Below are 23141 nucleotides of genomic sequence, written 5' to 3' on the forward strand. Positions count from 1 at the left end.
GGAAATTTGAACAACAAAACCAATTCCAGAATTGTCCCATAAAATCAGCAAAGCATCTACACCTCCTAAATTAAAACATGCACCTCAACCTCATGTTGTCTTCCGTTATTCTCTAAAGGAAAGACAGCGCCCTTACCCTTCTCATTGTCCATCTTCCACCACGATTCTTCAATATCCTTTTCCTGATAGATTGTGATATTATAAGTACTGGTTTTAAAACGGTAATTAATGGTAACAGAAGGCCACTCCTCAGGAAAACAAGGGGTGAATTTCAGTTTGTCCACAAGAAGTTCCATGCCCAACAACGAACTTATAATAAATTGATTCATCCAGCCTGAAGAGCCAGTGTACCACGTCCATCCGCCACGCCCACGATGGGTTTCGTTAGCGTAAACATCGGCCGCCATGACATATGGCTCTACTTTATAGGTCTGCACCTCCTCAGCATTCAAAGCATGATTAATGGGTTGGACCATACTAAATAGTTCGTAGGCAGTCTTCCGATCGCCAAGCGCAGCAAAGGCCATTAAGGTCCAGATGGCGGCATGGGAATATTGGCCTCCATTTTCTCTTACTCCAGGCACATAGCCTTTGATATAACCGGGATTCAAATCCGATTTATCAAAAGGCGGATCAAGCAGCTGAATGATTTTTATATCCCTTCTGACCAAATGTTTATTTAAAGACGCCATGGCTTGATTTCTTCTTTCCTCAGGTGCCGCATTGGTCAGAACAGACCAACTTTGGGAAATGGCATCAATGCTACATTCATCGTTTATCTTCGATCCCAGAGGCGTTCCATCATCAAACCAGGCCCGTTTATACCAGTTGCCGTCCCAAGCCGATTTTTCAATATTCGCTTGCAATTCAATGGCCTCTTCTTTACAGGTTGCCGCAAATTCGTGATCGCCATATTGAAGGGCTACTTTTTCAAAATTTAAAAGAATATCATATAGGAAAAATGCGAGCCAGACACTTTCTCCCTTACCTTCATTTCCTACCTGGTCCATCCCATCATTCCAGTCGCCAGATCCCATCAACGGCAATCCATGTGCTCCAAAACGGAGACTGTGTTCTATGGCGAGACGACAATGGTGGTACAGATCAACACTTGAACTGCCACGCGTTGGCAAATCATAGAGGGTATCTTCACCTGCCTGCAACGTCCTGGTGTTTATAAATCTGGATTGCGCTTTCAATATCTCCATATCGCCAGTAGCATTTAAATACCTATAAAGCACAAATGGCAACCATAATAAGTCATCAGAACAATTGGTACGCACCCCCCTACCTTCTGGTGGATGCCACCAATGCTGTACATCGCCTTCCTTAAACTGACGGGAAGCATTTAGAAGTATTTGCTCTCTGGCCAATTCAGGTTTGTTGTGCAATAAGGACAGCACATCCTGAATCTGATCCCTAAAACCAAACGCACCTCCAGATTGATAAAATCCACTGCGGGCAAATAATCTAGAAGCAATGGTTTGATAAGTAAGCCATCCATTGGCCAGCAGATTTAAAGCCTCATCCGGCGTCTGAACCTGCACCGTCGTGACGATTTCATTCCAATAAGCCTTAACCTCATTAAAAGACTGGTTAACGGTAGTCAAGTCTGAAAAATCTTGGGTGAGCTTAATGGCCGCTTCCGTATTTTCACCATTGCCAATTACAAAAACAAGTTCTCTTTCTTCTCCTGACAGCAATTCAAATTTACCTTGCAACCCTGCGCAAGTGTCATGTCCGGCACCAATTCTTCCTCTTAAATCTTGGTGGTGCATCGCCTTAGGATTGGAAAGACTTCTGTTCCGTCCAATAAATTTCGATCGATCCGTGGTATAACTATAAGTATTTAGACCAATAATTTTGAAAAATGCCACACGATTGGCAAATGCATCATTGTACCTGTTTCTAAAGAATAAGGCCCTGTTACTCGTATCGTGTTCTGAAAGGATATGCATATTGGTTTTAGAGCGGACATTGCCTAAAATAATTTCTAAATATCCAGTAACCGATAGTTTTCGAGAGCGCTCTGAATTATTTTTTAAGCGCAGTACGACAAACTTAACCGGTGCCTCCTTGTCCACAAACACTGTCATTTTGGAAACTATGCCGTTTTCTATATGCTCAAAATTGCTATAACCAAAACCATGCGTCGTGATATAATTTGCTTCACTTTTTATCGGAAACGGTGCTGGTGACCAAAACACTCCACTTTCTTCATCCCGTAAATAAAAGGCTTCCCCACTGCCATCCATCACGGGATCATTTTGCCAGGGCGTCATGCGATATTCATGTGCATTTACTGCCCAGGTGTAGGCTGACCCACTTTCAGAAACCACAGTTCCCATAGTCGTATTTGCAATGACATTCACCCAAGGCGCTGGGGTGATGACTTCATTATCAGTTATGATTTTATATTCTTTCCCGTCAGGCGTAAAACCGCCTGTTCCATTAAAGTATTTAAGATCTGACGGCAGCACTAAATTTTCAAGGCTTGTGTCTTTGGGAGCTTTCGCGGTAATTTCCAATAATGGAGATGATCCTATTTCTGTGTAAAGTCCAGCTATCTGCTCTGATAAGGTGCCATTATTATCGGTGATAATTATTTTGGCAACACTTTCAAATAAGATGCGATCCTCCACAGAAATTTGATCGGTTGATTTTACATATATCTTTCCGGGAACATGGCCAGTTAAGGTGTTCACTGCGGAAATCATGTTTAAGATCTGATCCTGTAATTCATGGCGGTAAGTGCCATGATCCTCATTCCAGATGACAAGATCTACGGTCAGTCCCTTTAATTGCCAATACCCGTGAGCCTTGACTATTTGCGTAACCAAATCAAGGTTTTTCATATCAAATATCTGCAACAATACAATCGGCAAATCTCCCGAAACCGAATGGCTCCAAAGTCCCGACTGACCTCTGAAATTACTCTTGATTACTGCCTCAGAACCTCGTAAGGCAGGATTTGAATAAATTATTGATGATGCCAGTTTTCCGAATATTTGGGCATCGGCTTCCGTGGCATCAATCTGCCTTAACAAAACCTGGCTATGGGTCCAGGAAAGATCCAACGCACGTTTTTTAAGATTCTTATCGCGATATTTATGCATGAGCGCTTCACTTTCTTGACGACTTTCACAAATGCCATAGATAAGGTCAATAGTAGCCGTGCTGTAAGGCTCAATGGTTATACGACACTTTGTAGACATTACAGGATCCAGAACGGCACCTTGGTTACCCGCTAATTTACCAACATCAATGGCCTGCGGATCAGCTAAGGTTCTTCCTCTGCCAATAAATTGCATGCGGTCAGTTTCAAAGGAAACCTCTTCCACTTTTCCACCGTAGGCATCCATTAAATGAAAGAAATGGGGTGGCATTTCATTTTTGGACCGGGGTCTTCTTGTACCAAAAATCGCATTGTATTCTGGCTGTATCTCGGTTTGGACAAACAGGTTGCTGAATGCGGGATGTGCCTCATCAGAGGCTTGGGTGGCTAGGACAAGCTCAGTATAACTGGTGATCTCCAGAACTTTAGGCGCCTGCGATCTATTTGTAATCCTAATTTTTCTTATTTCTACGTTATCTTCAGGAGATACCACAATTTGGGTTTTGGTCTCAAATCCAAAATCTCTTCTGTAAAACTCAATGGAGCCCTGAGAGAATATCGCCTCATAATTTTTAGAAGGCTGAAGGGTTGGATGGTAAGTATTGGACCAGAAGTTTCCACTATCGACATCTTTTATATAACAAAAGATTCCATAATTATCTTTTATGGCATCCTCTCGCCATCTGGTGACGGCTACATCTTTCCAACGGCTGTATCCGCCTCCTGAATTGGTGACCATGACCTGATAATTCCCATTACTGAGTAATTGCAATTCTGGGATGGTCGTATTTGGCGTGGTTATAATTCTTAATTGTGCTTCTGCCCCTGTAGTGTGTATATCCGCAACTTTAGCGGTATGTGCGTAAAAAATAGATTTCTTTGGAATGCGCTCCTGCAAAAGCAATAAGGCCGCTTGAAAACGTAACTCTGCAGCAAAACGATCTTGCATAGGTTTGTTTAGCAACACATAGGCAAACGATAAGAATCCCATCCCTTGGTGATGGGCCATAAACGAATTGATGACCACATGATCTTCACCACGTGGCAGTCGTGATTTGGTATAATCAATAGCCTCAAAAAATCCATATTCTCCTTCAAAACCTTTCTCGTATAAAACTTTTAAATTAGAGGCTGCTTTTTTGGGAGCAACCATTAAAGCCAACATGCTCGCGTAAGGCGCGATGACAAGATCATCCTCCAACCCTCGTTTTAATCCCAATCCGGGCACACCAAAAGCTTGGTATTGATAATTAAGACTGGTATCGACGTTGTTGTAGCCCGATTCGGAAATGCCCCAAGGTACATCACGCTTTTTAGCATATTCTATCTGCCGTTTTACCATGGCAATATTGGTGGCATGCAATAAGGTGTTTTCATAAGTGGGCATGACCAATTGCGGCATCAAATATTCAAACATTGAACCACTCCAGGATAATAGGACCGGTCCGTTTTTTGAATCGGTAAGCAACCGCCCCAAGGAAAACCAACTTTCCTGAGGCAACATGCCTTGTGCAATCCCCACAAAAATGCCCATCCTTGCTTCTGAAGCGAGCATATCATAAAAGCTATCATCCCTTCTGAGTTCATCCACATTATAGCCAATCGAAAGATGGCTCCTGTCCTTATCCAACAAAAACTCATAATCAACAATACTCAATTGTTCAAGCTTTTCCGCTAGTTCTTCAAAATAGCTAAGTTTTTCAGGAATCGCAGCATTTGCGGATTTTAAAGCGGTTTCTAAATTCATCAGCCATTTCCTATCCGATTCATCATTTGTTTCCTTTTTGTAGAGGTCAATCTGCTGACTCAGTTCTCCATTCATGTCATAAAGGGAAAAAAGCGACTGATTCACATCTAATTGGGACAAACCATTAAATGATTCTGGAATGGGCAATAACTTCAACCATGGAACCTGAAGGTAAAGATCTTCTCGATTGTTTGTAATTTGATTTTTTAACTTCTGTATCCATTTCCCGGTCTCTGACGTTTCATCAGATGAGCTAATTTCCGTGCTAAACTCTAAAAGATCATCTAAATTCCTTTTAATATCTAACAACGAATTGTTTTTATCACGAATGACAGGAACCAGAAAATTTTCGATTTTATCTATAGTTTCGTCCTTTTCCTCTTTCAACAAATCTTTTATGATCCCTACCGTAGCGTTAAGACCAGTATAACTTTCCATATTGAAAATCAGATCGGATTTACAGGCCAAAATGCCTTGTCGCAAAATAAGTAGATGGCTTACCAAATTCCCACTATCTACTGTAGATACATAGGCCGGTCTCATGATCGCTAAGGAACGTGTTTCATACCAATTGTAAAAATGGCCTTTATAGCGTTCCATTTTATATAAAGTTTCGATGGTATTGCTGCATCTCAAAACCATTTCCGTCATGGTAATATATCCAAAATCGTAGGCGGTAAGGTTCGACAGTAACGAAAGCCCTATATTGGTAGGTGAGGTTCGGTGGGCAATTATCGGATTTGGATGTTGTTGGAAATTATCAGGTGGAAGCCAATTATCTCCTTCAGTCACAAACTGTTCAAAAAAACTCCAGGTCTTTCTTGCCGATTTATGAAGAAACACCTTTTGGCTCTTGCTAAGATTGGGAACTTCTTCTTTTTCCGTTTGACTTAATCGCCATGCAATGGAAGGGGAAACAAACCATAGGATAAGAATAGGAATGGAAACAAAAAAGGCGGGTGAGTTTGAGCTCAGAAATAGGATAAGACATAGAGATGCCAATATAGGGCCTATCCACATCTTTCTATAAATGAACAAAATACTATCTTTTGATTGACGGGAAGCGGTGGCAGATGGGGTCCATTCCAATAGCTTTCTACCGGTGCCAATCATTCTCCAGTTGGTTAGGAGAATGGCATGCGTAAAACGGTAAGCTTCGTATGGCAATACGGCAATCCCAAATATAAAACGCAATAACACTTCCCTAACAGAACCTCCTACTTCAGAAACATGCGCTTTAAAGTCTAAATCTTCCGGACGGCGAAATAGCTCCAAGAACGCTGCCGCCATGACCGGAAGCAATATAATTATGGTCACCGCAAGAGTCCAAAACCAGGGTTTAGGAAGGACTGACCAACCCAAAACAAAAATTAATAGAAGCGAAAAGGGCAACAGGCTTCTGCGCAAATTGTCTACAATTTTCCAACGGGATAAAAGTGATAATCTGTTCCGTACCCATTTTCCATATTTATCCCGTGCAAATGGTAATATCCACGCTGCTATTTGCCAGTCTCCTCTGATCCAACGGTGTTGGCGTTTGATATCCGCTTCATAATTTGAGGGATTTGTTTCATACAATAGTACATCGCTCAATAAACCGGAGCGGACGTAGCACCCTTCCAATAAATCATGGCTGAGGATGCGATTTTTAGGAAAACGATCGCCCAAAACTTTTTCAAAAACATCCAGATCGTAGATACCCTTTCCAATGAAAGATCCTTCATGAAAAATATCCTGATAAACGTCAGAAGAAGCTCGGGTATAAGGATCTATCCCTTTCATATCGCCCTGTAAACGTAAATATAGAGACGTTTTCCCTTTTGGAAAATCGGAAGCTACGCGGGGCTGTAAAATTCCATAACCCTCAACCACCCGATTTTTTGTCTCATCATATACGGCATGGTTTAATGGATGTGCCATAGTGGCTATCATTTTCCAAGCCGCCTCTCTTGGAAGTTGCGTATCAGAATCGAGAGTGATGATATATTTTATATTTTTTAAAACGCCGTAATCGCCAACAATTCGACTAAAATCCTTTTTATCTTCTCCTCTCAACAGCTCATTTAAAGCAGAAAGTTTACCTCTTTTTCGCTCGTATCCCATCCATTTTCCTTCGGTCTGGTTCCAAAGTCGTGGTCTATGGAAAAGGTAAAAAATATCCGGTTGTCCTGATTTGTTGTATTTCTCATTTAATTGTTGAATTCTTTCACTCACCAAATTAAGAAATGCACGGTCATTCGGTTTGGTTTCTGAGTCTGCATCGGTAAAATCCGTTAACAGACTAAAGTGTAAGTTTTTATCGCGGTTTGCCAAAAAGTGAATCTCAAGTCCTTCAACGTCGTCTTCAATATCATTTTTGCTTGACAGCATTGTGGGAATGGTAACAAGGGTGCGGTATTTAACGGGAATCCCTTTTGAAAAATCCAATCTGGGTAAGATTTTGGGTTTTATCCATAGGGTTGCCAACCAATTGGTGAACGTAATTGCCAAATGCGCAGTCCCTGTCATGGTCAATAACCCTATAAGAACCAGGAACGGCCAATTAAAATCCCCGTATTTCCAGGCTATGGAGAACATCCAAAAAGCACTCGCGAAAGTAAGAAGCGTGATTAAGGAAAGGTAAATAAAAACAGGTCTTTTCTCCATAAAACTGGTCAGACTTTGTTTTAGATTAAAACGCATCTTAGACGCTGTTTTTAATTGATCAAAACCTTTATCAATGAGGTAATAACCCACATGTTTCTCCCGAATGGATCCATCTGACAATTCTGTCCTTTTTGTTAATTCAATAGTTTTTTCAGCGATCTCACTTTCAGAAAAAGAACTCTTAGACGCTATAGATTCAATAACGTGACGGTATCTGTCCCGAGTGGCAAAATCCAATTGCGAATAAATGCCCGTGGGGTCTTTTCGTAATATTTGCTCAACAATACTTGAGGCTTCTACAAATTTTCGCCAGTCGGTGGAACCAATGAATCGCAAGGTCCCAATACTATTTTTAACGGATACCTGATCTGCTGCCTGTTTTTGATTTTCATGCCAAATCAGGTCAGGTGCAGTTAATCCTTGCTTGGTCAATTGTTGTTCCAACCAGTTTAGAGGTAACGCAAGAACTGGGCCTTTTCCTTGAAGTTTTTGTGTAAATCTCGCCACAAATGGACTATTTAAAATTGGCTTGGATATCGCCATCTTTGCAATGGTTAAAATCAGATCAGCAGGTTCATCCTTTATAGTTTCAATCATCCGATCGCTCCAATAATCTGCGATATTATTGTCAATCATATCGAGTGCTGTTTTTTCAGCAATCCTTCTAAGATTCTCGATAATAGCGAGTTTCATCATAATGGGAATGGCCCATAACTCACCAAGGGTCAGAATTTTCTCTGACTGGTAAGACAACATACAAGCCTTTAGACCTTTTGAGTCAATCAGACCGTCACTATGCGAAATTATTTCAAGAGCAATATCATAAACCCGAGGCATTCCGTTGGAGTGGCCATTTGATAGATAGGGCAAGCCTTCGCTATATTTTTTTGGTAAGTGTTTTTTGGCAGTAACAATTTGTTCTTCAATTAAATAGAAATTGTCTAAAAGCCATTCTGCTGCAGGAGTTATCGCCTTTCCAGATTGAATGCTTTCCACCAAAAGGTTGCGCACCTCTATCAGGATTTTTTCATTGGCATCCAGTCTTTTCAAAAGCCTGTCACTCCTTTTGCCTTCTAAAAATTTATGAGACCGTGCCACTGCACAGGCATGGGCTTTCATTTGATCTAAATTGTATAATTCTGATCGTATGGGATCTGCGGCAGTGGAATTCAAAAAAGAATCACCTTTTTGAAAATAGTCGCGCATACGAGATAGCATTTCGAAAACTGTTGTGCTTTTAACTTTCATATTCAAGTGATTATAATTTGAAGAAGTGGAAAATATAAGATAGTCATAATTTTTACAATAATGTGTTAACCTTTTAACGGAATGTAAGCGTGTGTGAATTATGATCCTTTCGAACATCTATTATGGTTATTGGATTTCATAATTCTAAAAAACACCAATGGACCGCTGAACAATTCGGTATGGTTTTGCTGATCATTTAGGAGATACGACATCCAAAAGTACTGCTACAATAACCGCTTCCAAATGATGCCGGTCAGTTGGACAATAATCTACCGCCTGACCTGGGTCATTTCGTAAGAGCCCTTTTCTCAGTACTTTTGCTTTGTATTAATAATTTAAATTAGATATTATGGAAATTTTAAAAGTGATTGAAATTATGGGGAACTCTAAAACGAGTTTCGAAGATGCTATTAAAAATGTCGTTAAGGAAGCTTCAAAGACAGTAAAGAACATTAAATCTGTGACTGTAAAACATATGCAAGTAACAGTGGATAACAATCAAGTGAGTGAATATCGCGTCACCACTAAAGTGAGTTTTACTATTATAAAAGAGTAATTATACATTTTCCGTTCTTGGTTTAAATCTGAGACGATGAAGATTCCTAAAAGGAGGTTGAAAAATCCTATCTTTTAGGAATCTTTTTGTTTATAAACATTTCAGTTTTAATTTGGCAGTTTAGACACGATTAAATAATTGATAAATAAGCCTCGTAGCGAAAGCCATACTAGAATAAGTAGTGATTTTTACCCAACTCTATAAGATGGAATAGCCCGACCGACAATCTGTTGAAGTTTTTTAATCAAGAGTGAAAGTCTGATGTAATTGTGAATTAGAAAGCGACATTTTTTATCACGATCTTTCTAGGATGGCATCAGTGATAAACGCCCGGCGGATTCGATTATGACAACTAACAAAACAGGTAAAAAAATTTAAAATGAAAATTGAATTTAAGTACAAGCTCAGTGTATAAGAAATCGATTATTTTATCCTCGTTCAAAAGAAAATGACTGATAAACTATGCAAAACAACATGATGGATTTTGGACTAAATATCGCTAATTTCATTTTCTATGTATTCCATACGGGCTTGATTCTTTTCAACCTGTTGGGATGGCTCCATCCCAAACTGCGAAAGCTCAACCTATTTTCCTTGTTGGTGACCTTTGGCTCATGGTTTCTATTGGGACTTTGGAAAGGCTGGGGATACTGCTTTTTGACGGATTGGCATTATCAGGTGCTAAGATCCTTGGGCGAACGGGATATGCCATCGAGCTATATCGCATTTCTGGTGGAAAAACTAACAGGTTGGTTGCCCGAAGCTAAATTGGTGGATGCATTGACCATCGGGTTAGCGGTTTTAGCACTCTTGTGTTCTCTTTGGGTGAATTTTAAACGTTCGAAATAAATAAAATGTTTAGTTTTAACTTCATCGCTTAATAAATTGGGAGATATCGATAATTAACCAGTGATTAAAAAACAATTGTGAGATGTCAAATTACCCTTTAATAACCGCCAAGGGTTGCAATTTGATTTGCACCTCCACCAAAGCCTCTTGGTTTGCCATGACCTCATTAATATCCTTATAGGAACTTGGTGCCTCGTCCAAATCGCCTTTATGGCGGATGGCATGTAGGATGCCCTGATCCGTAAGAAATTTTCTTTCTTCTTTTAGGTCAAGGTTCCGACGCGCCGCTGCCCTACTCATTAATCTACCAGCGCCATGAGAACAGGATTCGAACGAATTGGCATTTCCTTTCCCCTTTACCAGAAAGGAATGGGTGCCTTGTGAACCTGGAATCATCCCCCATTCGTCTTTTCGAGCGCGAGTTGCTCCTTTACGATGGACGATAACCTGCTCTCCGAAATGTTCTTCCAAAGCAGCAAAATTGTGGGGTTTATTAATGAAATGCGAAAACTCAACCTCAGGGATTATTTCCTCAAACGCTAGTTTTGTGCGTTCCATCATCAGTTTTCGATTGGCCAATGCAAAATCGATGCAATAGTTCATTTCATTCCAATACAGATCGAAATATTCAGAATCTTCTGGAATAAATGACAAGTCTTTTGGAACCTGTTGGTCAAGAGCTTTGTTTTTCTCCATAGCGATCTTGTTATAATGGTTGGCCACGGTAAAACCGATGTTTCTAGACCCGGAATGGATCATGATCCAAATGTAGCCATCAGACCCTTTTTGAATTTCGATAAAGTGATTCCCGCCACCCAAAGTACCAATCTGATGAAGGGCACTATCATATTCTTGTTCGACAATGGGCAAATTCCCTTTTTTCTCAGGCATCCAAGATTCATCTTGGCGGCCCTCATGTCGATTGAAACCCACTGGCACGGTTTTTCTTACAATAGTCATGATCTCCTTCAATTCAGGTGTTTCGAGGTCGGTTAAATTTGTTCGTAACGAACACATCCCACACCCAATATCCACCCCAACAGCATTTGGAACCACAGCACCTTTGGTGGCCAAGATGGCACCTATGGGCATCCCGTAACCTAAATGGGTATCGGGCATGATGGCAATATGCTTAAAGGCAAAGGGCAGATTTGCAAGATCGCGGGCTTGGTCCAAAGCACCCGCTTCAATCTGATCTTCTTCCAACCATAATTTAATAGGTATTTTTTCTGTTGTAATAACCGCTTTCATATCTTTTTTGTGTTCTAAGGTTTGTATAATAAGAATGTCCTATCAATTTAAAACTTTAATTCAAATTTTCCAATGACTAAGATCAGCCAGAAGATTATTCCAAATCCTGAAATTTCATCACGGCATCGGTTAAATTCATATTAATAAAAAAAAGAATGAACATTAGCGGTCCATTGATATTCGATTATTTCTAGGGGAAATAAATTAGCTTATTAGTTGCAGTCCAATTCCTGTTGCTTATCGGGATTTTTTTTGTGAAAATTGAAGTTTGGTAACTTTTAACTAGATGCTCTTTCTAATCATATCATAGTTGAACACTTAGATATTAAGTTCCAATTGAACTGGACAATGGTCTGAACCGTAGTATTCGGATAATATTTCAATATTTTTGACTTTATCCAATAAGGAGTTACTGACCAAAAAATAATCCAGTCGCCATCCCGTATTGCGTTCCCGAGCTTTAAATCGGTAACTCCAATAGGTATAAGCTACTGTATCTGGATGAAAATGTCTCCACGAATCTACAAATCCAGCGTCAAGAAGATGGTCCATGCCATCGATTTCAATTTGGGTGTATCCCGCAGTTTTATTGTAATTGGCTTTATCGTTTTTAAGGTCGATAGCTTGATGGGCAACGTTTAAATCGCCACAGAGAATCACCGGTTTTGATTCTTTTAAGTTCGATAGATAATTCCGAAAATCGATATCCCATTGCTGTCGGTAATCCAACCTGACCAACTCTTGTCCAGAATTGGGCACATAGACGTTGACCAAATAGAACGTCTCAAATTCCGCGCTTATGACGCGCCCTTCTTGATCATGTTCTTCGATCCCCATATCATAGGTCACTGCTATTGGTTTTATTTTGGAAAGCATGGCCACTCCCGAATAGCCCTTTCTAATGGCAGAATTATAGTAATGATGATACGCGCTCAATTGGGACAAGGCTTTTTCCACTTCGCCATCTTGCGCTTTTGTTTCTTGAAGACAAATGATATCTGGATTCATTTTCGAGAAGTCCTCAAAAAAATCCTTTTGTGTTATGGCTCGGATGCCATTAATGTTCCAAGAGATTATTTTCATTGTTTTTTATTTTTGTAAAGATCTGAAAGCGCATTTATAGCGTTTTTCTGATTTATTTAGGGTCTTTATAGGTTTTATACATCGATCCAAAATCCGATTCCAAGAACATATCCAACGGAATTTCTTCCTGCTTAATAAACCCTTTGTTTTTTAATTTGCCTTCGGAAACCAAGTCAACCACAGTCGAAATACTACAGGCAGTAGTCCAACTTATGGCACGCCAATCTTTACCATCTAAAGTAATTCTGCGGTAGGATTCGCTAAATTCCTTTCTTCTCAAATTGCCATCTATCTTTCCTTCCACTGCGGCATAAACCAAGACGATATCTTCATCAACCAGCGGCAAGGCGTTGTTCAAAATTTCTTTTGCCAGTTTCCGATCATTTTTCAACTGTAAATCGTAAAGAATCAATTTCATAGCGTCCCGATGTCCCGGATACCTCATGGTTTTATAGTTGAGCATATCCACTTTTCCTTCTAAAGTCTCACACATGGTTCCCAATCCGCCTGAAGTTGAAAAAGCCTCGTATTGACGTCCGTTAATATTGATCGATTCTACATCATCGAGGGAACTTACCATTTTACGCTGGCTATTGTGAAACACTTCAGCATCATTGAGGTATTCATTGATGACACCTTCCGCACTCCAGGTAAAACTATAACCCAATTGACCCATAGGATGCAGAGGCAGTGCGCCTACCCTCAACTTCACCGATCGGATTTCAGAAAACTGCGAATATAATCCCGCTCCGAGGATTCCGATAAATCCAGGTGCCAATCCACATTGGGGCGCCAAAACGGCTTTGCTGTCTTTAGACATTTTTTGAATCGCATGGAGTGTGGGTACATCTTCGGTCAAATCGAAGTAATGCACGCCCATATCAGCTGCCGTCTGAGCTATTTTTATATTGAGAAAAAAAGGCAAACAGGACACTACAGCTTGCTTGTTTTTAAGAAAGTTGCGAATGGTTTCGTCTTTGGAAACATCTCCCTTTATTATTTTAAAAGGGAACGCATCATCAGGTTCGGACTGATCCATACCTTCTACTTCATACTTTGAACTTAATAAGGTAGCCACAAGACTACCGACTTTTCCCAAGCCGAGAACACCAATTTTATCAATCATATTTATCTTTTATAATTTGAGAGACCAAAGTCTATTTTTTCAATGTATTCTTAAATAGAGAATCAGTTCGCTTCACTTTTGGAATAAAGACTTGATCCTAACTAAATGACAAACACCTATTGTTTAAATTAAAATTGACCAATCACTCTCCAAAGCTGCCATTTAAAAAATCCCTCAGCAACCCTCGCTTGAAATGGTTTTGTTAACATTTCGTTTTTTACCGAACATTACTGATAAGAAACATGGAAATTACTAGTAAAAAATGAGAATATGAAAATTTTATACATTGAATTTTTAGAAAATAACACTCGTAAAACTCATTATGATCCTAGCTAAGCATGGAATCAAAGACTTCTTTATAAGTCTTGAGGCATAAAGTAGTGCATGTGCAATTTCATTTAAACACAAATTTTAAAATCTTCAAAACCTGTCCAATTTTTACCATTACTCTCAAATCAAAAGGTCCTATGAAAATCATATCTTTCAAATGATTACGGTTATTTAAAGAATTAATACTCAAGATGATCTATGTCATTTTATTTTGATAATTCGTTTCTTAAATTTGTTCTTTAATAAAAACTATAGCTAAAATGAAGTCAATTTTATACGCCACCGATTATTCTGAAAGCTCCGTCGCTGCCCTAAAATATGCGCATCACATGAGTTTGAGCCTAAATGCCAAATTATGGGTAGTTCACGTATTTGAAAGCCCATCAATGATGCAAACTAGAGCAAGAATACCATTCCCAAATCGTGAAAAAGAAACTTTTGAGATGCATAATGACAAACTTGAAGGTTTTTGCAAAAAACATTTAGGAGGTGATACAGACACCTTGAATGTTGCAGTTGAAGCCATTCAGGATAAATCGGCGGTAGAAGGAATTGTATCCAAAGCCGAGCAAATCCAGTCTTTATTCATCGTAACTGGCATGAATAGCAAAAGTAAATTACAACGATTGATAATGGGCAGTACGGCTAGAACTCTGATTGAAAAAGCCCCATATCCAGTTTTAACCATTCCAGAAGATAAAGAATATCATCCGATCAAAACCATTGTTTATGCCACAGATTTTCAACAAGAGGATCTCGACGCGCTTAGTAAATTAGCATCCATTGCCAAGCCTCTTGAAGCAAAAATCAAAATAGTGCATATTTGCACGATGGAAAAAACCATATGTGATATAGAAAAGACACAAAGAATGGAAACCATTGGTAAACATATGAAATATGCCAACGTAGAATTAGATGTATTACATTCCGAAGATATTTTCACGGAACTCATAACATATTCCGAGAAAACCGATGCCGACATGATTGGGATGCTTGAGCGTGAAAGCACAAGTTATACCTCAGATCTCTTTTACAGAAATCTATTGAAAAAAATGAAGTCGTACGGTAAAATTCCTTTAATGAGTTTTAACGCCAAAAATTATGGCAAATTCCATCTATAAAACTATAACAACTTAAACACTGAATAAAATGGCATTCATTTAAAGCTAAGTGAAAAAGAGTATTGCGCTCACTCAAAGCTGTTCTATTCAGTGTTTATTTTACTTTTCATTCTTCCTACTTAGCTGCACAAGCGGGCCATTCAAAACCTGACTTCTACAGTCACTTTCCAAAGGTTTATCATGACATTATATTGTTGACGAAACACTCCAACTGACCCAGATCATTGTTAACGTCCTAAATATCAAGTATATTGAAAACAGATTGGAACATTAAAGTGTTCTAATTCTTTAAATTGATTTTCAAGATTTTACATACTTGAAAAATCAAAATAGAAACCGAGATATTTATGTGATCGCGGTGTTCTAAAAATTATTAACCTCAAAAATTATTTATTGTGAAACATATTTTTATTAGTCTATCAATTGCAACTTTTTCATTTATGGGCGTATCTGCTCAAGAAGATTTTAAAAGGTTAGACTCAGCAGAAAATCAAAAGAACCTCAGAATTTACCAAGACCAGCAAGAGCAAAAATTGGATGCCATTATCCGCGAGCAAATCAATTATTATATTTGGGATGCAAACAGAAGATTGGAAGCTCAAAAAATAGAAGTTCAAAACGAACGCGAAGCTTTAGCAGCATGGCTAAAAGAACGACCAGCTGGAACGGTTGAACGTAGTACAGAATTAAACAAATAGAATTAGTGATCATTTCGTATTCTCTAACCTAATAAAAGCGAGATACGAAGCTTGATTACGTTTAAGGATTAGTATAATCTTTAGTAATTCTTATAAATGGGAAAGGCCTTTGAAATTTCAAAGGCCTTTCTATTTTGTTTATAATTCGGTATGAATGGATGAGCATAGCTTTAAGTGTAAACGACTTCGCGTCTTGGCACGAAGCATTAAAAGAACCACATTACGTTGAAAAACCCGCAATGACTTTTAAAATAAGTAGCGACCAAGCAATGGTTAATATTTTGCTGTGCTCAGTTATTTTAGGCGATAAATTGACTCGTCATATAGTCTGCTCTGTTATAATCAGGCTTCAACTTTGATACTATCATTTAATACTATCAAAGATATGGTCAAATAATTGAAGTTTTAATTGAACACTCCTTGTTACTAATGAAACAACAATCATAATATAGCAAAGATCAAAAACAGCTTACCTTACATCATTTTTCTTTCAGTGCTTCAAATCCTGCAATCACATCAAAAAGCTCTTCATCGATAGTGCTTTGTCTCAAACGGTTGTAGCCGCGTTTCAGATCCTCCAGCATCTCATCAATGTTTTTTTCTGCACGCTCCATGGCTTCGAGTCTGCTGGCGTTTTCGGCGGCCAAAGATTCTGCACTGGCCTTGTACAAGGACACAAAGAGATATTCCCTAATCAGCGTACGTAAGGTGTTTTCAGTGCCTCCAATAACTTGTGGAACATTGTGGGACGGCCATTCCATGGCTGTTATGTCCTCTTCCCATTTCTTATCTGGCGGAAACAACTGTTGGCTTTCTGGTCGGTAATTGGCGCCTTCCGTTGGCGTATTGTGAAAAATATAAAAGCTGTAAAACTGATCTTTCTGTCGGTAGGCTTCACTTTTAATTAAAATCTGGTTGACCAAAGGAGTGATCGCAGTCACAGAATTTGGGACAGTAAAACGTTTTGTAGGTGAGAATTTTCCATCCAAAAGCAAGGCATACACTCTTTCGCCAACGACCCAAATTTCTGTCTGGCCGGGAAGTTCTTTGATGATATCTTGTGCATAGGAACTTATAGTATCGTTGAACCGTCCCACCAATCCTTGGTCTGATCCAAAGATGATGGCCACCGATTTTGAGTTTTTCTTGTCGTGATGATCCGCTATCAACGAAATCCTTTCCTTTTTAAAACAGGCGTGGATCCCAAGGGAAATGGTGCGGTAATAATCCTGTAAAGATTGTACTGACATCTCGTATTGGGTGATATTGGACGTGGCCATAGCCTTCATCGTTCTAACCACCGATGCCATATCACCAGCACTCTGCTGTCTTCTTTGGAGATTGATTAGAGTATCACTCATGATTCTGGAGTTCAGGAAGGTTGGCAATTGCATCCTTTGCCAATGATACGATAGTAGCTTCATCGGCCTCGTTCAAAGACTCTGAAGCAAAGATGCGTCGCAACAGGGCATCAGGTATTTGGGACGATTTCTTTTTAATCAGGTTTTCAGCGGTCGTGATTTTATCAAGAGGTACACTGTCAAAAATACCATGGATCAGCGCCATCAACACCAAGAGTTGCTCTGGTACCGAAACAGGTTCCATTTCAGGTTGTTTAAAAATCATCCGAATTCTTTTTCCTCGCTCAATCATTTTTTGGGTATCGGCATCCAAACGGGTTCCAAAACGCGAAAACGTTTCCAATTCTTCAGATTGGGCATAGGCAAGTTTCAAATTCCCAGCAATTTTCCGATAGGCTCCCAACTGTGCCTTACCGCCTACCCGAGACACCGATTTTCCGATATCTACTGCTGGAAGCAAACCCAATTCGAACAATTTTGGCGAGAGATAAATCTGACCATCAGTAATTGAAATAATGTTTGTGGGGATATAGGCCGAGATATCCTGAGCTTGCGTTTCAATAATGGGCAAAGCCGTCAAAGATCCGCCACCATTGGATGCATTAAGATGGGTTGATCGTTCCAGAAGTCTGGAATGGATATAAAAAATATCGCCGGGAAATGCTTCCCTTCCAGGTGGTCGACGCAGTAAAAGTGACAATTCGCGATACGCACGCGCATGCTTGGTCAGATCGTCATAAACAATTAAAACATCACGTCCCTGCTCCATAAAATATTCTGCAATACTTGTAGCCGCATAAGGTGTTAAATATTGAAGTCCAGGCGAACTGTTTCCTTCAGAAAATACGACCACGGTATAATCCATGGCGCCTTTCTCCTGAAGTTCAGAAATCACTGTGGCAACCGCTGCAGTACGTTGCCCAATAGCACAGTAGATACACAACACATTTTTATCGTGCTGATTGAGAATGGTATCAATGGCAATAGAGGTTTTGCCCGTTTGTCGATCTCCAAGGATCAATTCACGTTGTCCACGTCCAATAGGAATGATCGCATCAATGACTTTAATTCCGGTTTGTAAAGGCGCATTGACGGCTTCGCGACTCATAATAGGTGGCGCAGGCCGTTCAATAGGATAGCGGTGTTGAAATGAAATGGGACCTTTATCGTCCATCGGATTTCCGAGTGAATCGACGACCCTCCCGATAAGACCTTCGCCCACAGGAATATCGGCAACCCGATGGGTTCTTAAAACAGGATCACCTGCTTGGAGCTGATCGTTTCTGCCCAAAAGCACCACGCCTATTTCATCTTCATCGAGATTAAAAGCCATGCCGTATAAATTGTTGGGAAACTCCAATAGTTCCTCAAAACCTGTTCCCGGTAAACCAGTTACAGTGGCAATTCCCGCAGAAATATTTTTTACAATCCCCATTTCACGAAATTGAATCGTGGGATCATAGTTTTGCTTACTGTCGCTTATCTCCAGAAAGGTATCCTCTAATATTTGGTCTAAATCAGTCGATCGCATTTTCTTTCTCCTTTGTGATGATACTCTCCTTTTTTAAGGCTTCGAGATAGGAATCAATAGTCCATGACAATTGGTAACTTGCCGTCTCTATCTTAATGCCACTCACCAATTCCGGTTCCAATTCATATCGAAAATCATTCTGTTTTTCGGTGATTTTTTCCATTGCTTTTTCGAGTTCCTGTTTCGAACTATCCGATAAATAGAACACACTTTTTATGGTAATGGAACCTTCGTTATCTTTGAGTGCGTCCATAAATTTTGTTTTAGCCGCCCCATCCAAATTCCTTATTTTCTCAATAAATACAGTCACCACTTGTTGCTCCAGACTGACATCCGCAAGATCAGAAAGCGTTTTTCTTGCAATTTCAAAAACGGCATCCTTGGTTTTTCTCTTAAGCCGATCAACTATTTCTTGTTCTTGCTGCTTGAGCGACTCCTCGAATTTTGAACGCAGCACCGTAGATTCCTTTCTCACCTCTTCCAATAGACGTTGCTTTTCAGAATCAATCTGTTCGTGGACTTTATTCATTTTTGCGACACGTTCTTTATCAAAAGCTTCATTCTTTTGACGGAACAGATCTTGATCTTTCTTGGCTTCTGCTTTTTTTGTGGCAGCGTCCTCAAGTTGAGCAGCAATCTTATTTTCCCTCGCATCAATAGCATCCAATACCGGTTTGTATAAAAACCGTTTTAAGAGCCAGACTAAAATGAGAAAATTGACTATTTGTGCTATTACTGTAAACCAGTTGATTTCCATAAAATGATTATGCTATAAAATGATTCCAAAACGGATTCGCAAAAATGAGGATCATCGAAAGCACAAAACAATAAATAGCTGTCGATTCAATCATTGCCAAACCCACAAATAATGTTCTGGTAATTGTTGGTGCGGCATCGGGTTGTTGCGCGATAGATTCCAATGCTTTTGCAACCGCTCTTCCCTCTCCTAATGCAGGCATCATACTGCCAATTCCTGTTGTAATTCCTGCAGTGATAATTGATGCCACTGCGATAATTGTTACGTTGTCCATGTTTAAAAATTTTGTTTCTTGTTTAAAGTTTCTCGTTTAACGTTTCTTGTTTGTTGTTTATCCGTGGCCCAACTTCGCTTTCATCTTCAAATTCAATTTCAATTTTGTTCTGGTTAAAGTTCAAAGTTTTTGTGACTCATAGTTAGAAAAACACTTTCTCTACCCTCTCCCACTTCTCACCACTCACACTAATCCCCACTCCCCTCTATCTCCTTCTCCTCCTGCGTAGCCGCCGCAATATACACCGTTGCCAAAATCGCAAAGATATAAGCCTGTATCATTCCCGTCAACAAGCCTAATGCGCTCATGATCATCGGAAAGAAAAAAGGCACTATAGAAATTAAAACTGTAGCGATCAAACCGCCACTCATGATGTTTCCAAACAATCTGACCGCCAATGCCAGCGTTCGCGAAATCTCACTGATGATATTGAACGGGAGCATAATAAAATTCGGCTGTAAATAAGAACGTAAGTACCCTTTGAGTCCGCCACCGGCAATTCCAAAAACGGGAACCGCAATAAATACGGATATCGCCAGTGCCGCTGTGGTAGAAAGTGAACCCGTTGGCGCCTCATACCACGGCACTATGGTCAACAGATTTGAAACGGCAATAAAAAGAAATAAAGTGCCGATAAAGCCGATGTATTTTTCAGGTTTTTTCAATCCCACTTCTTTTATTTGATCGCGGATCATAATGACCAACATCTCCAAAACATTCTGCCAGCGGGAGGTCTTAATTTCCGATTTTAAATTTCGGGTGATCAGCCACGCACCTAGACCTAGCAGAAGCATCAATGCCCATGTGGTAACGATAGTGAGGTTGATATTAATAAACCCGTACTCCCAAAAAATCATTTGATCCGGACTAATTCTCATCGCTTACTTCTTTTATGAATACTGGATTTGCCTGCTTGAGTTTTTTTGTGATGTTTGTAATCACAATTCTAGCTATTAAAAAGCCCACGAGACAGGCCAGCAGTTTTTGCCAACTATCCCCGCCCACAAAATAAAATCCGGTCAAGATAATCGCCATTCTTAATATCAAACTACCGAAAAATATCAGGGTCGCCCTTTTTGAGCCCAATCCTTTATTCACGGTGAGCCAAAGTCCCCCGAAAAATATAACCCCCAATAACATCCCAGCCAATACCGCTGGAAGTAGGCTTAATATGTCATTCATTTCCATCTTCGTTTTTTTTATGAATTTCCTTATTTTCTTTTTGAATCCAATTCCACGCAATCAAACATCCCAACATCAATCCCGCAACCAAGAGACTGAGGGTCCAAGAGAAATCTTCTTTGGAGGTTTTATCGAGCCAAATTCCCAAGGCTGCACCCAAAATTGTGGGCACTGCAATAGACCAACCGATCATTCCAAACAAACCCAATCCGGACCATACGCTTTTAGTTTCGCGTTGTGCCTGAAGTTTTCGTTCTTCCTTGTCGCCGACTACTTTCTCAAAAGAGCTGTTCTTATTTGATTTTTCCTCTTTCACAATTATCTTCTCAAGTTTTGAAAATTACGTAAAAAGCCAGTTTCTAATTTTGCCATCACATTACGGGCATTTATTTCCAGTTCATCCAGTTCTACCATTTCTTTTTCAACCATAGCCCTCAACTTTCCGAGAGGCGCATTTCCAATGGCATGCCTCACGGATATGGACACCTGTGCTCCTGCTTTTATCAAAATACCATCATTCACGGCAATATATTTTTCTCCTTCATCTTCTGTTTCATAAACTAAAATCCCCGTCACCAACGCGGCTGTGCAATCAAGTCTGCGAGGTAAAATGCCATAAGAGCCATCGGTAGTTTCCGCCACAATCCGTTTCACGTTTTTTATATCCGCAAAAACGCCATAGGGCAGTAGAATCTTAAGTTGCATTAAATTAGTTTCCATTATCTAAACGTTAGTTGGTTCTTTCTTTTTTACTTCATCTATAGTCCCAATCATATAAAAATCACTTTCAGGATAGTCATTAAATTCATCATTTAAGATGCGTTCACATCCATCCAAGGCATCTTTCAAACTCACGTTTTTTCCTTTGTATTGGGTAAATTGTTCTGTTGTAAAAAAAGGTTGCGTCAAAAATCGCTCTAGTCGACGGGAACGGTTCACTGTTTTTTGATCGTTTAATGAGAGCTGCTCCAAACCTAACATCGCGATAATATCTTTAAGTTCTTCATACTCCGCCAAGGTCTGCCTTATTTTTTGTGCGATGTTGTAATGCCGTTCCCCAATAATGTGCGGCGTCGCCATTTTTGAACCCGACTGCAACAAATCGATGGCCGGGTACATCCCCTCACTCGCTCTTTTTCGGGACAAGGTTATCGTGGCAGATAAATGGGAAAAGGTATGCACGGCAGCTGGATCTGTCAAATCATCTGCCGGTACATATACGGCCTGAATGGACGTAATAGCGCCAGTTTTTGTATTTGCAATCCGTTCTTCCAATTGCGAAAGTTCGGTACTCATTGTTGGTTGATATCCCAATCGGCTGGGCATCTGCCCCAACAATCCGGAGACTTCCATCCCGGCCTGGATGAACCTGAACACATTGTCTATCAACAATAACACATCTTTATGTTCGTCGTCCCTAAAATATTCCGCCATGGTCAGTGCCGCATGTCCCACGCGAAAACGGGCTCCAGGCAGTTCGTTCATTTGTCCGAAAATCATGACCATATCCTCTAATACACCCGCTTCTTTCATTTCTTGGTAAAGTTCCAGACCTTCCCGACTCCGCTCACCAATGCCACAAAACATACTAACGCCCTGATGGTTTTTCACCATATTGTGGATCAGCTCGGTCAACAGAACAGTTTTCCCAACCCCAGCACCGCCAAACAAACCTGCTTTTCCTCCTCGCTCCAAAGGCAATAAAACGTCAATCGCCTTTATACCGGTTTCAAAAACTTCTGACGTAGTGGAGCGTTCGGTCAATGGTGGCGGCTGATTGTGAATGCTGCGCCGTTCCATGTTTGGTGGCAATTCGAAATCGTCAAGCGTATTCCCGAAAACATCAAACATATGCCCCAAGGTTTCTGGACCAACCGGCACTTTCAATGGTGCATAGGTAGAAACGGCATTCATACCTCTTTCCAAGCCCTGGGTTGGGTTCAACGCGATGCATCGAATATGTTGATCATCGAGTTGCATATGCACCTCAAGAATAATCTCCAGATCCTTTCCGGTTTTTACAACCATGTTAATGGAAGGCAGGTTTTTCTCAAATTTTATATCCACCACGCTACCGCGCACAGCAACAACGTGGCCTATACTTTTGTTTTGAGAAGTGATTTTATCTTGCATTAGGTTTCTAAAATTTAATAAAATGATCAAAATTATAAGTGATCAGCTTTCTATAACAGTGTGATAAGCTGTCCAAAAAGATCTTATCTTTATTTTCCATTCAAATTTTACAGAATGTAAATATATCGAACTT

At 40.0% G+C, this 23141-nt stretch carries 17 protein-coding genes; 4 read left to right on the plus strand and 13 right to left on the minus strand.

The genetic code is table 11. The features are described 5' to 3' along the window. Positions 1 to 65: 65 nt before the first annotated feature. Entirely contained in the window at positions 66 to 8756 is an 8691-nt protein-coding gene (locus ESZ48_RS11425) for a GH36-type glycosyl hydrolase domain-containing protein (protein ID WP_129017623.1), read from the minus strand. Between the two features lie 349 nt (positions 8757 to 9105). Between ESZ48_RS11425 and ESZ48_RS11430 the strand changes: the two genes are divergently transcribed. Beyond that, positions 9106 to 9312: a dodecin family protein gene (locus ESZ48_RS11430; RefSeq protein ID WP_129017624.1), complete on the plus strand. Its 207-nt coding sequence runs from the start codon at positions 9106 to 9108 to the stop codon at positions 9310 to 9312. Positions 9313 to 9774: 462 nt separating this feature from the next. Next, on the plus strand, positions 9775 to 10161 hold the full coding sequence (locus ESZ48_RS11435) for a DUF2784 domain-containing protein (protein WP_223266429.1): 387 nt from the start codon (positions 9775 to 9777) through the stop codon (positions 10159 to 10161). A gap of 90 nt (positions 10162 to 10251) precedes the next feature. Here the strand turns inward: ESZ48_RS11435 and ESZ48_RS11440 are convergent, their stop codons facing one another. The 3 genes from ESZ48_RS11440 to ESZ48_RS11450 form a co-directional block, all read right to left on the minus strand. Beyond that, complete coding sequence (locus ESZ48_RS11440) at positions 10252 to 11412, minus strand: RtcB family protein (protein WP_129017625.1); 1161 nt, start codon at positions 11410 to 11412, stop codon at positions 10252 to 10254. 318 nt (positions 11413 to 11730) lie between these two features. Beyond that, positions 11731 to 12495, minus strand: coding sequence for an exodeoxyribonuclease III (locus ESZ48_RS11445; protein ID WP_129017626.1), 765 nt, complete (start codon positions 12493 to 12495; stop codon positions 11731 to 11733). Positions 12496 to 12547: 52 nt separating this feature from the next. Then, a complete protein-coding gene (locus tag ESZ48_RS11450; protein ID WP_223266430.1) occupies positions 12548 to 13621 on the minus strand; it encodes a saccharopine dehydrogenase family protein in 1074 nt (357 codons plus the stop codon). 590 nt (positions 13622 to 14211) lie between these two features. On the opposite strand from ESZ48_RS11450, the gene ESZ48_RS11455 reads away from it, so the two are divergent. Both ESZ48_RS11455 and ESZ48_RS11460 read left to right on the plus strand, forming a co-directional pair. Further along, positions 14212 to 15072, plus strand: a complete 861-nt coding sequence (locus ESZ48_RS11455; RefSeq protein ID WP_129017627.1) for a universal stress protein — start codon at positions 14212 to 14214, stop codon at positions 15070 to 15072. Between the two features lie 395 nt (positions 15073 to 15467). After that, positions 15468 to 15770, plus strand: coding sequence for a hypothetical protein (locus ESZ48_RS11460; protein ID WP_129017628.1), 303 nt, complete (start codon positions 15468 to 15470; stop codon positions 15768 to 15770). A 479-nt stretch (positions 15771 to 16249) separates the two neighbouring features. Here ESZ48_RS11460 and ESZ48_RS11465 read toward each other — a convergent pair whose 3' ends face one another. The 9 genes from ESZ48_RS11465 to atpD form a co-directional block, all read right to left on the minus strand. Further along, positions 16250 to 17131 (minus strand): F0F1 ATP synthase subunit gamma, encoded by an 882-nt coding sequence (locus ESZ48_RS11465; protein WP_129017629.1) that lies wholly within the window; start codon positions 17129 to 17131, stop codon positions 16250 to 16252. Beyond that, a complete protein-coding gene (locus ESZ48_RS11470) occupies positions 17124 to 18662 on the minus strand; it encodes an alternate F1F0 ATPase, F1 subunit alpha (protein ID WP_129017630.1) in 1539 nt (512 codons plus the stop codon). The genes ESZ48_RS11465 and ESZ48_RS11470 overlap by 8 nt, the downstream gene beginning before the upstream one ends. Then, positions 18649 to 19419, minus strand: a complete 771-nt coding sequence (locus ESZ48_RS11475) for a F0F1 ATP synthase subunit delta (protein ID WP_129017631.1) — start codon at positions 19417 to 19419, stop codon at positions 18649 to 18651. The genes ESZ48_RS11470 and ESZ48_RS11475 overlap by 14 nt, the downstream gene beginning before the upstream one ends. A gap of 7 nt (positions 19420 to 19426) precedes the next feature. Continuing rightward, on the minus strand, positions 19427 to 19693 hold the full coding sequence (locus ESZ48_RS11480; protein WP_129017632.1) for a F0F1 ATP synthase subunit C: 267 nt from the start codon (positions 19691 to 19693) through the stop codon (positions 19427 to 19429). 188 nt (positions 19694 to 19881) lie between these two features. Beyond that, the gene (locus ESZ48_RS11485) at positions 19882 to 20571 is read right to left on the minus strand and encodes a F0F1 ATP synthase subunit A (protein WP_129017633.1); all 690 of its coding nucleotides are present in this window, start codon (positions 20569 to 20571) and stop codon (positions 19882 to 19884) included. Then, the gene (locus ESZ48_RS11490; protein ID WP_129017634.1) at positions 20561 to 20875 is read right to left on the minus strand and encodes an ATP synthase subunit I; all 315 of its coding nucleotides are present in this window, start codon (positions 20873 to 20875) and stop codon (positions 20561 to 20563) included. The genes ESZ48_RS11485 and ESZ48_RS11490 overlap by 11 nt, the downstream gene beginning before the upstream one ends. Further along, positions 20868 to 21191, minus strand: coding sequence for an AtpZ/AtpI family protein (locus tag ESZ48_RS11495; RefSeq protein WP_223266431.1), 324 nt, complete (start codon positions 21189 to 21191; stop codon positions 20868 to 20870). The genes ESZ48_RS11490 and ESZ48_RS11495 overlap by 8 nt, the downstream gene beginning before the upstream one ends. Positions 21192 to 21193: 2 nt before the next feature. Continuing rightward, a complete protein-coding gene (locus ESZ48_RS11500) occupies positions 21194 to 21595 on the minus strand; it encodes a F0F1 ATP synthase subunit epsilon (RefSeq protein ID WP_129017636.1) in 402 nt (133 codons plus the stop codon). 3 nt (positions 21596 to 21598) lie between these two features. Beyond that, complete coding sequence (atpD, locus tag ESZ48_RS11505; RefSeq protein WP_129017637.1) at positions 21599 to 23008, minus strand: F0F1 ATP synthase subunit beta; 1410 nt, start codon at positions 23006 to 23008, stop codon at positions 21599 to 21601. Positions 23009 to 23141: the final 133 nt, after the last annotated feature.

The organism is Gelidibacter gilvus (assembly GCF_004115975.1).
GTDB lineage: Bacteria > Bacteroidota > Bacteroidia > Flavobacteriales > Flavobacteriaceae > Gelidibacter > Gelidibacter gilvus.